General features: G+C 45.8%; 18 protein-coding genes. All 18 read right to left on the bottom strand.

All coding sequences use genetic code 11. The features are described 5' to 3' along the window. Positions 1 to 57 precede the first annotated feature (57 nt). Positions 58 to 843 (bottom strand): VacJ family lipoprotein, encoded by a 786-nt coding sequence (locus tag ACED41_RS04410; protein WP_017071951.1) that lies wholly within the window; start codon positions 841 to 843, stop codon positions 58 to 60. Positions 844 to 967: 124 nt separating this feature from the next. Continuing rightward, the gene (gene ccmI / locus ACED41_RS04405; protein ID WP_017071950.1) at positions 968 to 2,188 is read right to left on the bottom strand and encodes a c-type cytochrome biogenesis protein CcmI; all 1,221 of its coding nucleotides are present in this window, start codon (positions 2,186 to 2,188) and stop codon (positions 968 to 970) included. Further along, positions 2,188 to 2,679 carry a cytochrome c-type biogenesis protein gene (locus tag ACED41_RS04400; RefSeq protein WP_017066364.1) on the bottom strand — a complete coding sequence of 164 codons (492 nt, stop codon included), beginning with the start codon at positions 2,677 to 2,679 and terminating at the stop codon, positions 2,188 to 2,190. The genes ccmI and ACED41_RS04400 overlap by 1 nt, the downstream gene beginning before the upstream one ends. Beyond that, positions 2,676 to 3,227 (bottom strand): DsbE family thiol:disulfide interchange protein, encoded by a 552-nt coding sequence (locus ACED41_RS04395; RefSeq protein ID WP_017060653.1) that lies wholly within the window; start codon positions 3,225 to 3,227, stop codon positions 2,676 to 2,678. The genes ACED41_RS04400 and ACED41_RS04395 overlap by 4 nt, the downstream gene beginning before the upstream one ends. Before the next feature lie 5 nt (positions 3,228 to 3,232). Next, positions 3,233 to 5,203, bottom strand: coding sequence for a heme lyase CcmF/NrfE family subunit (locus ACED41_RS04390; RefSeq protein ID WP_371724540.1), 1,971 nt, complete (start codon positions 5,201 to 5,203; stop codon positions 3,233 to 3,235). Next, the gene (gene ccmE / locus ACED41_RS04385; RefSeq protein ID WP_017064106.1) at positions 5,200 to 5,682 is read right to left on the bottom strand and encodes a cytochrome c maturation protein CcmE; all 483 of its coding nucleotides are present in this window, start codon (positions 5,680 to 5,682) and stop codon (positions 5,200 to 5,202) included. Before ccmE ends, ACED41_RS04390 begins: the two co-directional genes overlap by 4 nt. Beyond that, a complete protein-coding gene (gene ccmD, locus ACED41_RS04380) occupies positions 5,679 to 5,885 on the bottom strand; it encodes a heme exporter protein CcmD (RefSeq protein WP_009848525.1) in 207 nt (68 codons plus the stop codon). Before ccmD ends, ccmE begins: the two co-directional genes overlap by 4 nt. 14 nt (positions 5,886 to 5,899) lie before the next feature. Next, positions 5,900 to 6,640, bottom strand: coding sequence for a heme ABC transporter permease (locus ACED41_RS04375; protein ID WP_017064107.1), 741 nt, complete (start codon positions 6,638 to 6,640; stop codon positions 5,900 to 5,902). Positions 6,641 to 6,788: 148 nt separating this feature from the next. Then, the gene (ccmB, locus tag ACED41_RS04370) at positions 6,789 to 7,457 is read right to left on the bottom strand and encodes a heme exporter protein CcmB (protein WP_017060658.1); all 669 of its coding nucleotides are present in this window, start codon (positions 7,455 to 7,457) and stop codon (positions 6,789 to 6,791) included. A 1-nt stretch (position 7,458) separates the two neighbouring features. Next, the gene (gene ccmA, locus ACED41_RS04365) at positions 7,459 to 8,076 is read right to left on the bottom strand and encodes a cytochrome c biogenesis heme-transporting ATPase CcmA (protein ID WP_017060659.1); all 618 of its coding nucleotides are present in this window, start codon (positions 8,074 to 8,076) and stop codon (positions 7,459 to 7,461) included. A 278-nt stretch (positions 8,077 to 8,354) separates the two neighbouring features. Then, positions 8,355 to 8,867, bottom strand: coding sequence for a DUF2802 domain-containing protein (locus ACED41_RS04360; protein ID WP_017071208.1), 513 nt, complete (start codon positions 8,865 to 8,867; stop codon positions 8,355 to 8,357). After that, complete coding sequence (locus ACED41_RS04355) at positions 8,867 to 9,361, bottom strand: chemotaxis protein CheW (protein ID WP_017064109.1); 495 nt, start codon at positions 9,359 to 9,361, stop codon at positions 8,867 to 8,869. The genes ACED41_RS04360 and ACED41_RS04355 overlap by 1 nt, the downstream gene beginning before the upstream one ends. 72 nt (positions 9,362 to 9,433) lie before the next feature. Continuing rightward, positions 9,434 to 10,576, bottom strand: a complete 1,143-nt coding sequence (locus ACED41_RS04350; RefSeq protein ID WP_371724538.1) for a chemotaxis protein CheW — start codon at positions 10,574 to 10,576, stop codon at positions 9,434 to 9,436. After that, positions 10,563 to 11,345 carry a ParA family protein gene (locus ACED41_RS04345; RefSeq protein WP_017071206.1) on the bottom strand — a complete coding sequence of 261 codons (783 nt, stop codon included), beginning with the start codon at positions 11,343 to 11,345 and terminating at the stop codon, positions 10,563 to 10,565. The genes ACED41_RS04350 and ACED41_RS04345 overlap by 14 nt, the downstream gene beginning before the upstream one ends. A gap of 10 nt (positions 11,346 to 11,355) precedes the next feature. Beyond that, positions 11,356 to 12,480, bottom strand: a complete 1,125-nt coding sequence (locus ACED41_RS04340) for a chemotaxis response regulator protein-glutamate methylesterase (RefSeq protein ID WP_371724537.1) — start codon at positions 12,478 to 12,480, stop codon at positions 11,356 to 11,358. Positions 12,481 to 12,493: 13 nt separating this feature from the next. Next, complete coding sequence (locus ACED41_RS04335; protein WP_371724536.1) at positions 12,494 to 14,686, bottom strand: chemotaxis protein CheA; 2,193 nt, start codon at positions 14,684 to 14,686, stop codon at positions 12,494 to 12,496. 9 nt (positions 14,687 to 14,695) lie between these two features. Further along, a complete protein-coding gene (locus ACED41_RS04330) occupies positions 14,696 to 15,427 on the bottom strand; it encodes a protein phosphatase CheZ (protein WP_017064113.1) in 732 nt (243 codons plus the stop codon). Between the two features lie 105 nt (positions 15,428 to 15,532). Continuing rightward, entirely contained in the window at positions 15,533 to 15,901 is a 369-nt protein-coding gene (gene cheY, locus ACED41_RS04325; RefSeq protein ID WP_016767062.1) for a chemotaxis response regulator CheY, read from the bottom strand. Positions 15,902 to 15,903: the final 2 nt, after the last annotated feature.

Below are 15,903 nucleotides of genomic sequence, written 5' to 3'. Positions count from 1 at the left end.
GGCTCGATGTTGCATCAACATCGAGCCTGTCTTTTATCGGTTTTCTAAATCGTGTTTCTAGTAATCTTCTAGATAACCATCGATGAAATCTTCTTCTTCAAGGTCGACCTCTTCAGGTTCAATCTCGGCTTTGAAATCACGACGTTGAATGTAAACATCACGCGTTAATGCATATGGATCAGGAGAGCTATCCAACAGCGCTTCTTGTGATACTAACTGAGCACGTGTTTCCATGCCTTCAAATGCCCACTTGCCTAAGCTAGCCCAGAAATTCAAGAACGACAGAGGCACATACATACCATCGACGGTTTCAGTCACTTCTCGAGTTGTTAGTGGACCATAACCCGGCACCATGAAGTACGGACCATTTCCTACCCCGTAATGACCAATCGCATCAGAGAACGACTTATCATCGTACTTGGTGATCCCAGCTTCGCTAGCAATATCGATTAAGCCTAACAAACCAATCGTTGAGTTAATCCAAAAACGATTGAAATGGTCGAGTGCTTTTTCACCATTGCCCATAATAAGGTTATTCACCATGCTTGATGGTTCGTCTAAGTTGGCTAGGAAATTGGAGATACCAGAACGCACTGGCACAGGGGTGTAGTCAACATAAGCGAGGGAAACAGGGCGAACTAAGTAAGGATCTAGATATTCGTAGTTGATATCCCACATCGCTCGGTTGAAACCTTCAAAAGGATCATTGGAGTGGGACTCTTCGACGTATTCAGAGGTTTCGAGGTTATCATCGTCAACACTTTCGTCCGGCGCGCTTGAACACCCAACCGTTAAGCTTGCGATAAAAAGTAAACTCGAGAGTCTTAAAACACTGACAGACATATCACCTTTTCCATAAGGAATTCAAATAATAAAAAAGGCCAGCAATCGCTGGCCTCAATTGTTTGGCTAAGTCTATACCGTTTATCTGCAAATCGGAATAGATAACACCTATGCAAAGTGATGATTAATATTGCTTATTGATATCAATGGTAACTGGAGCGCCCAATTCAACCACTTCACTTTCACCGTACCAATCACCTTCGCGAGTTGAAACGTTGCCGTCTGTATCAAGCCTAGCTCTAACCATCAGTGTTTCAAGGCTAGACAGCTCTTGCCCTTCCAGCATGCTGTTGCCGTCATCTAGCACAACCGTACGAGGGAAAGTCCCTAGTGGGTAGCGTGCCGCTGCGATAGGCATTGGAGAACCATCAGCTCTGTGTACTGACACAATTAACACTGAGTTAGGGTCAGCATTCACGTCTGCAGATAGATCGAGCGTTACAGCAACAGTCTTACCTTGGTCGACACCCATAGTGTCGCCCATTTTCTTCTGAGCACTTTCAATACTGCGCGAAAGCATTTCATAGCGACTGTCTTGTGGACCAATCATCTGTTGCATGATGCTCCAGTACTTCACAGCACCCGGGTAGTCTTGACGCTCAAATGCATCGAACGCTAGCAGTGAGAACACACGAAGGTCGACGTAATCGTTTTGAATCAAACGGCTCAAAATCAAACGAGCTTGGTTTTGATCCGCTTCATCAGGTGAAAGCATCAGTGCTTGTGCGAAACCTAACTGAACATCTTCATTCTTAGGTTCAAGCTTGTAAGCTCGTTCCATAGAATCTTTTGCTGTTTCAGCGTCGCGGTTAGCCAGTGCAATACGACCGAGTAGCAACCAACCTGTTGAATCTTTTGGTTGGTAATGCAGACGAGTACGAAGCGCTAGAGTCAAATCTTCCAACTCATCATCCGTTAGTGCACCACCTTCCGATGACATTAGCTTTTTAGACAATTCAGGAAGGTTCGAGCTCACTTCTTGCCAGTGTTGAACTTTGTCCAACGCACCGAACTTAAAGTACATACCATAAGTCACAGCCACGACAAGAATGATCGACGGTACAACCACACCAAGCGTAGAGATTTGAGTTTTCTTCATCTCTTCTTGTGCAGGAACATCATCAAGCAGAGACTGTTTCAAATCAGCGATCAGTTCTTGTTGGTTATCAACAAGACCTTCCTCTGCTTCTACTTCTAACTCGACAAGACGGTCTTTATAGAACGCTTTATTCAACTCGTCGCGAAGCATCTCGTCATTGTTTGCCTTCTTGTTAATGAAAGGCAGAACAATTAAGAAAATTGCCGCTAGCGAAAGGATAATGGTAGAAATCCAAAATAGAGTCATTACTTCTTATCTCCGTCGTTCTCTTCATCGAGTAACGCTTTTAAGCGAGCTTCTTTGTCTGCATCCCAGTCTTTATCTGACTCTACTGCTGCTTTTGATTTTGACTTTCTGCTTCGTAAAATGATCAAACCAAATCCAAACACAACAACCGCAAACGGACCAATCCAAAGGATCGATGTAGCTAGTGTCAGTGGTGGATTGTAAGTCACAAAGTTACCGTAGCGAGCAATCATGTAATCAATGATATCTTGCTTCGACTTGCCGTCTTTTGTCATCTCATACACTTTTTGGCGTAAGTCGACCGCTAGCTCAGCGTTCGAATCACCAATCGTGTTGTTCTGACATTTAGGGCAACGTAGCGTATTACTCAACTCTTTGAACTGCTGTTCTTGATCTACGGTATCAAATTCATGGAACTCGATAGGCGCAGCAGAAACAGTCGCTGAAATTGCGAACGTAGCGAATAGAGTAATCAGTGCCTTTCTAATCATTTCGATTCCTCCAACAACTCTTGATACATCGGCTCAAGCGTCGATGCCCAGTTGGTTGGGTTCACGTCACCAACATGGCGGTAGCGAACTACGCCGTTAGCATCGATTAGGAAAGTTTCAGGCGCGCCATACACGCCAAGGTCAAGACCTAGCATGCCATTACCATCAAACAGGCTAATTAGGTACGGGTTACCCAACTCTTTTAGCCAACCAACCGCTTTGTTGCGATCATCTTTGTAGTTAAGACCAATGATCTTAACGCCTTGATCCGCAAGCTTGTTCAGGTAAGAGTGCTCTGCATAACAAGTAGGACACCAAGTCGCCCACACGTTAAGAAGCAGTGGCTCGCCTTTAAAGATCGCTTGATCATGAAACTTACCTGGTTGTTCTAAGTCTTCTAGACCAAACTCAGGAACAGGCTTACCAATCAATACGGATTCTAGCTTAGTTGGGTCATCGCCCGACTGGTTGCGCATTAATTGCGTTGCAAAGATTCCAGCTAGAACCATGAACGCAATCAATGGAATGAATAAAATCTTCTTGTTCATTCGAATTAAGCCTCCTGCTCTTCAGCCGACTTTTTGATTGGCTTACGGAAACGGTAACGACGGTCACTGATAGCAATAGCGCCACCAATCGACATAATCAAAGAACCTGCCCAGATCCAACGTACAAATGGTTTGTAGTAGATACGTACAGCCCAAGATTTGTTGTCGTCTAAACGTTCACCCATTGCAATGTAAAGGTCGCGCGTTACGCCACGGTCAATCGCTGCTTCTGTCATCATAGACTTAGCTGTGGTGTAGAAACGTTTTTCAGCGTGAAGCGTGTTGATGTATTTGCCTTCTTTAGTAATTTCAAAGTCAGCAATGTAACCATCGTAGTTAGGACCATCTTTGTCACGAACCCCTGTAAACAGGAAGCTGTATTCTTCAAGCTGGTAGCTTTCACCTGGCGCCAGACGTACATCACGTTCGATGCTGTAGTTTTGCACCATCGCGATACCAATCACTGTCACGGCTAAACCTATGTGACCACACATCATTGCCCAGTGGCTACGAGGTAGCTTAGTTAGACCTTTCAAGAATGTATGACGGTGAGTCGCACGCTCATGCAGCTCAAAGCCGTGCATGAAGATAATCCAGAACGCCATTACCCAACCAGCAAACGCAGTACCACTGAAGCGGTCGGCCAATAGAGCAACCATTAGCGCACTCAAGCCAAGTGAGAATGCACCTGAAATCAGCATTGGTTTAACAAGCTTAGATAGGTTGTCACGTTTCCAGCGGATCAGAGGACCGATACCAAGCAGGAACGAGAACGGGATCATTAACCAAAAGAACAACATGTCAAAGAATGGTGCACCGATAGATACCGAGCCCAAGCCTAACTGTTTGTGAACTAATGGCAGTAGCGTACCGACTAATACAACGACAAGCGCTGCAATCAATAAGATGTTGTTACCAAGCAGTGCGTTTTCACGAGAAACCAAATCGAAGTTACCGCGAACACGAACCGATGCGCCTTTAACCGCGAACAACAGCAGTGAACCACCAATAACAAAGACTAGGAAACCTAGAATAAACATACCACGAGCAGGATCCGACGCGAATGCGTGAACAGATACCAAGATGCCCGAACGAACTAAGAATGTACCTAGTAAGCTTAGCGAGAATGCAGAGATAGCCAGCAATACTGTCCAAGCTTTAAATGTGCCACGCTTTTCAGTTACCGCTAGTGAGTGCATTAGAGCAGTACCAGCCAACCAAGGCATGAATGAAGCGTTTTCTACTGGATCCCAGAACCACCAGCCACCCCAGCCAAGTTCGTAGTAAGCCCACCATGAACCTAGTGCGATACCTACCGTTAGGAATAACCAAGCTGCGATTGTCCAAGGACGCGACCAACGAGCCCATGCCGTATCAAGACGACCACTCATTAGAGAAGCGATTGCGAAAGAGAACGCAACAGAGAAACCTACATAACCCATGTAAAGCATTGGCGGGTGAATAATCAAACCCGGGTCTTGCAGTAGTGGGTTCAAGTCACGGCCATCTACAGGGAAGAAAGGCAATGTACGTAGGAACGGGTTAGACGTTACGATAATGAACAGCAAGAAGCCGACAGTAATCAAACCCATGATAGCCAGTACGCGAGCCACAGACTCTTGAGGCATACCACGACTAAACGTCGCTACAGCAACCGTCCAACCCGCTTGGATAAGAACCCAAAGCAGTAATGAACCTTCGTGAGCGCCCCAAACCGCCGTAATTCGGTAGTACCAAGGCAGTTGGCTATTCGAGTTACTTGCTACGTATTGAATCGTAAAATCATTTGTGTAGAACGCGTAACACAGGATAAAGAACGAAATCGCTAAGAATCCGAACATACCCCACGACAACGGTCGTGCGCTGTTCATCAATAATGTGTTATTTCGAGCGGCTCCATACAGTGGGAGCACGCTTAGCAGCAATGCAAGTCCCAAGGACAGGATCATCGCAAAATGGCCGATCTCGGCTATCATTGAGCATTTCCTTCTTTTTGTTCAGTCGTGTATTGCAAAGGCTCATGGGTTTTCTTCATTGCTTCCGCAACTTCAGAAGGCATGTACTCTTCATCGTGCTTTGCCAACACCTCAAACGCTTCGATTGTCGTTGCATTTTTAAGAACACCCTGAGCAACAATACCTTGGCCTTCACGGAAAAGATCAGGAAGGATGCCATCGTATAGAATTGTTACTTTAGGGCCTACATCTTGCAAATCAAAGCTTACACGTAGTGATTCATTGTCACGGCTTACAGAGCCGACTACGACCATGCCACCAATACGTAGGCGTTGACCAACTTCAGGTTTCTTACCATCTTTGCCGTTGACCAGCTCAGTTGGTGTGTAGAACAGATCCATGTTCTGGTTAAGTGCGTAAACCATCAATCCAACAGTCGCACTGATACCAAAAAAGATCGCTAAGACAATGCCCAGCCTCTTTTTACGTCTTGGGTTCATAGAGTGTTCTCCATATTTTTTGCTGCATCGATACGAGCTTGACGATCAATCTTAGCTTGTACTTCATTTAGTAATTGCTTACCACGACGAACGCTTACGACCAGTAAAATGATCATCGCGAGAAATGTGATTCCAAATGCACTCCATACATAGGAGGCATAGCCTCCCATGGCAAAGAAATCACTCAAAGATTCAAAATACATAATTACCTACCCTACTACGCTTTTTCAGCCGCAAGCTTGCGAACCCATGGACGGTGACTTTCTTTACTGATGATTTCGTTACGGAAACGAACCATAGTCACAGCACCAAAGAAAAAGGCGAAGCCGAAGATGTTAAGAAGAAGCGGCCATAACATGTCACTTGAAATAGAAGGCTTGTCGAACTTAGTGATCGTCGCGCCTTGGTGAAGTGTGTTCCACCACTCTACTGAAAAGTGAATGATAGGTAGGTTGATGACACCAACGATAGCCAAAATGCCTGCCGCTTTTGCTGCTGTTTTTTGGTCGTCAAAAGCGTGGTGTAGTGCAATCACACCCAAGTATAGGAATAGAAGAATCAGCTCTGAGGTTAAACGCGCATCCCAAACCCACCAGGCGCCCCACATTGGTTTACCCCAAACAGCGCCGGTTAGTAACGCAATGAAGGTAAACACAGCACCAATCGGTGCCATCGCCAGTGCGGCCATGTCTGATAGCCTTACCTGCCATACCAAACCGATAAAGGCAGCAATCGCCATCGACATGTAAACGCCCATAGACCAGATTGCAGACGGTACATGGATGTAGATGATACGGAAGCTATCGCCTTGTTGGTAATCAGAAGGCGCAAATGCAAGCCCCCACACGGTACCGACGGATAGACACAATAGCGCTAGGATCGAAAACCATGGCAAAAGTTTACCAGCAAGCTGATAAGAGGTTTCTGCTTTGGCATAGGGATGGAGCCATTTCCACATGTTGTAATCTCACTCTTACTTCATATTGCTTACAGCTATTAAAGCTATAATTATAATAATTTTATTTGTCTTGCTTTCAGTTTTATTGACTCTATGAGTCCAATCGTCACATTTGGTTCACATTGGCTATACGATAACGGAACCCCAATCAGTTCACACTCACTCTAAGTGCGGCACTGATCGCAAAAGGCGTCATAGTCATCGCACCCATTAACATTGCCCCAAGCACCGCCAATTGGCCGTTGTACGCAACGCCCAAAGCCGCAGCGTCAATCGCTGACGTCGCGAAAATCAAAATGGGGATGTAAAGCGGCAAGATTAACAGGCTTAACAGGACTCCGCCCTTCTGTAACCCAACGGTTAACGCAACACCAATCGCACCAATAAAACTCAATGCGGGTGTTCCTACCAGCAAGGTCAACACAACTGAGAGCCATGTATCAAAATCTAAAGACAACAAAACAGCCAATAATGGGCTGATTAAAATCAATGGTAACCCGGTCAACAACCAGTGTGCTATGACCTTGGACAATACTACCAACTGCAACGGGATTGGCATCAGCATCATCTGTTCAAGGGCGCCATCTTGAAAATCATCACGGAAAAGACGCTCTAAAGAGAGCAATGCAGAGAGCAAAGCGGCCACCCAAACAATACCCGCAGCAATACGCGCAAGTAGGTTTGGCTCTGGGCCAATACTCAAAGGGAAAAGCGTGATAACAATGATGAAGAACCACAAAGGGTTAAAGATATCCGCTTGACGTCGAAACGCGATAAGCAGTTCGCGTCGGATAATCGTGGTCATTGAAGAGATCATATTACTCACCCAACTTTATTTTTCTTAGTTTCGGGCTATCAGCAAACATATCTTGGTGTGTGGTTAACAACACAATGCCACCGTTGTCTGCATGCTGAGAAAAAAGAGATTCGAGAACTTTCACGCCCTGCTTATCGATGGCAGTCAGCGGCTCATCGAGAATCCACAACATTTGCTTGCTCAACCACAGGCGAGCCAACGCTACTCGGCGCTGTTGGCCTGCTGAGAGTTGCCCCGCAGGTACGTCTTCTCTGCCCGCAAGCCCCACTTGAGCCAGCGCGTGATAAAGCTCTTCTTTGCTGGTACCGCCACTGTGAATAGACTGATAAAAGCTCAGATTCTCATAAGCACTAAGTTCGCGCTTTACACCTGTTTGGTGACCAAGAAAAAGTAAATTTTGATGATAAACATCTCGACTCGATTCAATAGACTCACCATCCCAAGAGATAGTGCCGTCATCGCGATCGCCTAAGCCAGTAATAATCCTAAGGAGTGTCGTTTTCCCGGTACCGTTACGACCTTCAACTTGAACCAGCTCACCTGGTTTCAATTGAAAAGACAACGATTCAAACAGAATCCTGTCGTCACGAATAGCAGTTAAATTTGAGACTTCTAGCATAGGTAAATTTAGTCGAGTAATGAGAGCGCTATAGTAGCACACCAACATGGTGACAAAACAGGACTAGGCGTTTTCGATAGAACAAAGTCGGTAAGAAACTGTTACCACCTCATCACAATTTACACATTTTCATCAACAAACAAGATATTGTCGTAGATACAAGCACTTATAAACATCGTTCTATATAGACCGGGCAGGCATAAAAAAAGAAGCCGAAGCTTCTTTTAAGAGGAATACGTAATAAACATCAATTGCTCAATACGAATTAAGCGCTCAATTTAACGACGTCGAGGCGGGTCTCTGCGATCGCGAGAGGCATCGGGTTGATCATCGTACGATGAAGGGTCACTTCTCAACGAAGGGATTTTTTCCTTACCCGCGAGCTTATTCTGTAGAGACATCATTAGCTCAGCTTCCGCTTTAGGTAATTCACACTCTTCGATCAGTTCGTTAATCCCGGCACCAAGCTGAACCATTTTCGTTGCACGTGTGTACAAGCGTCCATCGGTGTCAGCATGTTCCAACTCAACAATACGTTCATTCAAGTGCTTTATCAGATCTTGCTGTTCCGTCACTTTCTGGCCAAGGCCAACCACAACAGAGCGAACCTCAAGTAATTGCTTACTCGATTTTTGAAGCTCTTTGTCCAAGTTACGAACTTGCAGGCGTGACTGATCGAGCTGCTTTTGAATCGCACGTTTTACTTTGCTAATCAAAATCAGGATAAATAACGTAAAAACCCCAACGCCTGATATCAGAGCGACAGGGCTTAAAGGAAGCGCTTCAAACATTACAGGTGAGCCATCTCATCCCATTCGTCTTCGCTTAGTAGTTTGTTTAGATCTACTAAGATAAGTAGCTTGCCATCTCGGTTACTTACACCTTGGATGAACTTAGCACTTTCATCAGTACCAACACTTGGCGTTGTGTCGATTTCAGAAGAACGCAGGTAAACCACTTCAGCAACGCTATCTACTAGAATGCCAATTACTTGACGCTCAGATTCAATAACGATGATACGAGTGTTGTCTGTGATTTCACCTTGCATCAAACCAAAGCGAGAACGAGTGTCGATAACAGTAACAACGTTACCACGTAGGTTAATAATACCTAGAACGTAATCTGGAGCACCCGGTACTGGAGCAATTTCGCTGTAACGTAGTACTTCACGTACTTGCATTACGTTGATGCCGTAAGTTTCTTCTTCTAGCTGGAAAGTCACCCATTGAAGTACTTCATCATTCGTTTGCTCTTTTCTTACTTCAACTTCACTCATATGAGACATAGATAATCCTCTTGCCGTCGTTACCGACCACTATTATTAACTTGATGCTTATTGTTAGCCCAATGCTTATTACTAGCTTAATGCTTTTACATCTAGCCCTGCGTTTAGCATGGCGATTAATGCTTCAACATGAATCAAAGCACACATTTTTTCTTTTACCATACCAGCGAGCCATGGGCGTTTCCCTGCCATTTCTCGCCAACGTACTTTGTCTGTATTAAGTAGCTCGGTGCCTTTGAGCTCTGTGCCCGCAAGGCCCCACAAGCTTTCTCCAAGCATCACTATATATTGATAGTTTTCTTTGTATTCGTCACCTGATAGTTTCTCAGACATCACCCATTTTGCGGTGTCGACCACATCTAGCTGACTATCACGGTTGGTTTGTAAACCTAAATACCAAGCTGGCTTACCAATGATATGACTTAACTCTTCAAGGCGATGGATGCCGCCAAGCTCATCAAGTGGCACCGCAAAGGTCACGCCGTTTACATCAAAATACAAGACTTGAAAGTCTTCTTTGCGAACCGTACTTTCCCAAGAGGTAAACTGGTCAATACCGCCAGATTGAGCTTCAAGCTCAACCTCGGGCTCACTGACAGATTCAATTTCTGACTCTTCAGTGTGAGTTTCGTCTTGCAGAGCTTCAACGTGCGACTCTTCAGCTGTTGGTGATTCTTCAGCTATTGGAGACTCGGCTTGCTGCTCAATTGGTCGTTCAACAGGTCGATCAACAACCATTGATAAATCGGGTTCTGGAAGATTCCAATCCTGAATCTCTGGCTCTTCAAACACTTGAACAGACTCAACCGCAGCATCAAACATTTGCATGTCAGCTTGCTGGGCGATTTTCCGGGTGTTCTGATCCATCAACTCATCAAGGTTCAGTTCATCAACAACATTGGTCGCCTCTAAACGACTCAGTAGTTTCTGAACATCCTCAAGGTTAGGAACCTCAAACTCAGCCGCGCGTATTTCTGCGTAGCTTGAGTGGTGACTCGAAAATTGGCGCTCTGGCTCTGGCTCTGGCTCTGGCTCTGGCTCTGGCTCTGGCTCTGGCTCTGGCTCTTCAGATTGTGATTCGTCGCTCGACTCGTCAACAAAAAAATCGTCAGATTCAAAGCTTTCATCGCCTAACAGCGCAGTAAAGTAATCATCCAGTGCTTGTTCACTAGAGAGACTTGGCTGCGCCATTGTTGATTCTTTATTCGCGCTCATTTATCGCCAACCTTTCGAGATAAATAAGCAACTGTTTATAAGCAAATACACCACGGCTACCCGATGCAAAATGAGATGCTGGTAAGCGTTTTAGGCTCGCGTCTCGAAACTTGGTATCAATCGGCACAGCAGACGTCCAAACTTGGTTTGGGTAATCATCTTTGAGCTGCGTTAATGTTTGCAGTGAGGCTTTGGTTCGCTTGTCGTACATCGTCGGGACAATCGTCACCTTAAACGGTGTTTTGCGCGACTTCTGCATAATGGTCAAAGTGCGAATCATGCGCTCTAAGCCCTTCATCGCCAAAAATTCCGTCTGTACCGGAATCAATATACGATCGCTTGCAGCCAATGCATTGACCATCATCACACCAAGAATTGGCGGGCAATCGATCAACACATAGTCGTAGTCATCTTTTAAAGCGGCCAAAGCACGCTTCAAGATCAACCCCATGCCGCTTCGATTTCCCATTACACGGTCTAATGTCGCCAAAGACATGTGCGCAGGGATAATATCGATACCTTCGACTTCTGTTTGTAAAAGCAAAGGTCTTACCGTCTGCACGTTAAACTCACGCAACTGGAACAGATCAAACAGGCTCGATTCCACCGTATCTGAATCGTAACCCAGATAGGTGGTCAGTGATGCATGTGGGTCAGTATCAACCAACAGAACACGGTGCCCCTTCAACGCAAGTAAACCTGCTAGAGTCACGGTCGTGGTCGTTTTACCAACACCACCTTTTTGGTTTGCAACACTCCAAACAATCATTTCGATTTACCTAAGCTAACCCAACTTCAACCAAGATCCTTTCCGCGATGCGGTCTAGAGGGAGGTCTTCAGTAGAAATGCCAGCTTTTGCTACAGCTTGAGGCATACCATATACAACACAACTATCTTCGTCTTGTGCCCAAATCGTCGAGCCCGCAGTTTTCAACATACGCGAACCTTCTCGACCATCTGCGCCCATACCGGTCAGTATCATAGACAAAACTTTGTCGCCGTAGATCTTCGCTGCAGAGCCAAATGTGACATCCACACAAGGCTTGTAGTTCATGCGGTCGCCGCCATCGATAATTCGTAGACGTGCAGACCCTGCGCGGCCATCCACCATCATCTGTTTACCACCCGGAGCAAGATACGCCACGCCAGATTTTAACACATCACCGTCTTGCGCTTCGCGAACTTCAATCTTACACAAGGTGTTCAATCGGCTCGCAAAAGCAGCAGTGAATGTTGCTGGCATATGCTGAACTAACACAATTGGGTGTGGATAGTTAGCAGGGATGCGAGTCAAAATCTTCTGTAGAGCAACAGGGCCGCCAGTCGACGTACCAATTGCTGTTAATTGATACTTCTTACCTGACGCTCTGAATTTCGCCGTTGATGCAACCGCAGGCTTCGCTGTCGAAGTCGAAGCTGCTGTTGAAATCGGTTGGCGCAATGGCGTAGATGTTGCAGTCGTCGCAGTCGCTCTCGGCGCAATAGGAGCACGGCGCATAAACGCACGCTTCGCTGCAATCTGAATCACACGCTGTTGAAGCAATGCAACTGCATCGTCGCGGTTACGTGCAATGTCTTCAAACTTCTTAGGAAGGAAGTCGAGAGCACCTGCATCTAACGCATCTAACGTTGCTCTCGCTCCATCATGCGTTAACGATGAAAACATCAAAATAGGCGTTGGAGACGCGGCCATGATTTCACGAACGGCAGTGATACCGTCCATGACAGGCATTTCAATGTCCATAGTGATTACGTCAGGTCTTAGCTGTTTCGCTTTCTCAACGGCTTCTTTACCGTTTACTGCAACATCAATGACTTCTAGGCGAGCCTCTGAGTTGATGATCTCGCTAACGCGACGACGAAAAAAACTCGAATCATCAACGACTAATACTTTAATCGCCATATTTATCCTTAAATTAAATTCTTGACGCTGCTGCGTACTGCTTCAACAAGTCCGGCACATCTAGAATCAATGCAATGTGTCCGTCACTTGTAATTGTCGCGCCTGCCATTCCTGGCGTGCCTTGCAGAAGCTTATCAAGCGGCTTGATCACGACTTCTTCTTGACCGATAAGCGTATCGACAACAAAACCAACACGTTGGCTACCAAGTTGTACGATAACAACATGGCCGTGCCCTTTACGCAGCTCAACAATACCCGCTTTAGGAGCAAGCCAGTTTTGCAAGTAGAACAACGGAATAGACTTATCGCGAACGATAATCGTCAGCTGGCCATCAACCACGTTTGTGCGGCTTAAATCTAGGTGGAAGATCTCGTTTACAGAAGCCAATGGCAATGCAAATGGATGACCGGCAACACCGACCATCAAGGTTGGTAGAATCGCTAGGGTTAGTGGAACCTTGATGGTGATCTTGGTGCCCTGTCCCATTTCTGAATCAATATCAATAGAGCCGTTCAGTGTGTTGATCGCTGTTTTCACAACGTCCATGCCCACACCACGACCAGAGATATCCGAGATCTGCTCTTTGCTTGAGAAGCCAGGAGCAAAAATCAGGTTGAAACACTCTTTATTTGATAAGCGAGACGCTGCATCTTCATCCATCAGGCCACGTTTAACCGCGATAGCACGAAGCTTATCAGGGTCCATACCGCCACCGTCATCAACGATAGCCAGTTCAATGTGGTCACCTTCTTGAGAGGCAGACAGAATCACTTTACCCGTTTGTGATTTACCCGCAGCAACACGGTCGTTTGGCATTTCAATACCATGATCGACAGAGTTTCTCACCAAGTGAATCAGGGGATCAGCAAGTGCTTCTACTAAGTTTTTATCAAGGTCCGTTTCTTCGCCACGCATTTCAAGAACGATGTCTTTCTTCAAGCTACGAGCAAGGTCACGGACAACTCGTGGGAAGCGACCAAATACTTTCTTGATCGGCTGCATACGAGTCTTCATTACCGCACCTTGAAGGTCTGCAGTAACAACATCTAAGTTAGAGACAGCTTTCGACATTTCTTCGTCGTTGCTGTTGAGGCCTAGGCTGACTAGTCGGTTACGCACCAATACCAGTTCACCCACCATGTTCATGATGGTGTCCAGTGTTGATGTATCAACACGAACTGTCGCTTCAGCTTGTTGCTTCTTAGCCGGCACTTTAACTTCAGCTTTTGCTGGAGCACTCGGTTTTGGCTCAGCTTTAACGGGAACTGGCGCAGCAGGTTTAGGCGCAGCTTGAGGTGCTACTGCCTTAACTTCTGCTGGCTTAGTCGCGGCATCCAATTCTTCAATCGAAGGTCCATTACCTGAGCCATGTAGTTGGTCAAGTAACTTCTCGAACTCTTCGTCAGTCATCAGATCATCGCCTTCAGACATCGCCGAAACAGGTGCTGCTGGCGGCGTTGGCGGTGGAGGAGGCGTTGAACTTGCCGCTGTCGGGCTCTTACCCGCACCGTGCAATTCATCTAATAACTTTTCAAATTCGTCATCAGTAATATCACCACTGTCAGCAACAGACTGAGGTGCAGCGGGTGCTGGCGGCGGTGTTGGTGCAGAAGGCGCTGTTGGTGAACCACCTTTACCGTGAAGCTCATCAAGCAAGCGTTCAAACTCATCTTCAGAGATATCATCGACTGAAGATGCATTGATGTTTGAGCTTTCAGCAGTAGGTTCCGGAGCAATAACAGGCTCAGGCGCTGCAACAACAGGTTCAGGGATAATAGGTGCAGGCGCTTCTACTGGTGCCACTTCATCCGCAGACTCTGGTTTACAGAGACGGTGAAGTTCATCCAATAAAGATTGGTCGGCTGGCACTAAAGGTTCCTGATCTTGCACGGCGCGAAACTGTACATTGACTGTATCTAGCGCCTGCAGCATGGTATCCATCAAACCTGATGTTACGCTGCGTTGGCCGTTTCGCAGAATGTCGAACACATTCTCAGCACCATGACAAGTATCCACCAGCTCAGTTAATGCTAGGAAACCAGCACCACCTTTTACTGTATGGAAACCACGGAAAATAGCATTTAATAGGTCTTTGTCGTCAGGGTTATTCTCAAGCTCTACCAGTTGTTCTGATAGGAGTTCAAGGATCTCTCCTGCTTCGACTAAAAAGTCCTGAAGAATATCTTCGTCTAAATCGTAGCTCATACGTTACCTTTAAAATCCAAGACTGGATAACAAATCGTCGACTTCATCTTGAGATGCGACAGCGTCTTCGCGCTCTTCTGGGTTCATAATTGGACCTTCAGGCGCAATCGATGCTTTCTTCTCTGACTCTGGAGTTGGCTCTTTTTGATTCGCACCGAATACCGTGAGAATCTCGACCAAACGTCCTTCCACCTCATTCACCAAGGTAATAACTTTGCTGATTATCTGCCCAGTTAAATCTTGGAAATCCTGAGCCATCAAGATTTCAGTCAATTGTCCGCGTAGTTCAGTACTGTCGCCTTCTACTTGGACAAGCAATCCATCAATGCGGTGACATAAAGCTTTAAATTGTGCCAGCTCAATGCGGCCATGCATCAGTTCATTCCATTGAGGCCTTACTTGAAGTAAACACTCGTGTAGGTTGTCTGCGATTGGCATACAGCGATCGACAGCGTCCATCGTCTTATTTGCCGCAACTTCCGTTTTATCAATGACATACTGAAGGCGATCCCTTGCATCAGGGATTTCGTCATTTGCGATAACGCTGATGCGTTCATCGAAATTGAATTGAGTCAAAGAGTCGTGGAGGTCGCGTGTCAGACTTCCTATTTCTTGAAGCATTGGATTATCTTGAAGACTAAAGTTATCTTCATAAATGCTTCTCACAAGAGAATCAGCATTTTGCTGCTCATCGTTCTCAAGCAGCTCTACTAATTTTTTTGCTTGTTCTAATGAAATCATCCTGAATTCGGCCTTACTCCGCATACTTTGTGCGCTTAGGCTATCGAGATAAACAGATAACTTATCAGTCAGTGTTTACCTAGAAGTGCCTAAATTTATTGATGCTTATAAGCGATCAAAAATCTTATCAAGTTTCTCTTTCAGCGTTGCAGCAGTGAAAGGCTTCACAATGTAACCATTAACACCCGCTTGCGCAGCTTCGATGATCTGCTCACGCTTCGCTTCAGCTGTGATCATAAGCACTGGAAGGTGCTTAAGTTCTGCGTCTGCGCGAATGTGTTTAAGCAGGTCAATCCCTTGCATGCCTGGCATGTTCCAGTCAGTTACCACGAAATCAAATTCGCCTTTTTTCAGCATAGGTAACGCGGTCAAGCCATCATCTGCTTCTTGAGTGTTGTTGAAACCTAAATCGCGAAGTAGGTTTTTAACAATTCGGCGCATCGTTGAAAAATCATCAACAATGAGAATTTTCATGT

It is taken from the genome of Vibrio sp. 1F255, assembly GCF_041439145.1.
Taxonomy (GTDB): Bacteria; Pseudomonadota; Gammaproteobacteria; order Enterobacterales; family Vibrionaceae; genus Vibrio; species Vibrio crassostreae_C.
Note: the sequence above shows the minus strand (reverse complement) of the source record. Positions and strands in the feature narration are given on the sequence as shown.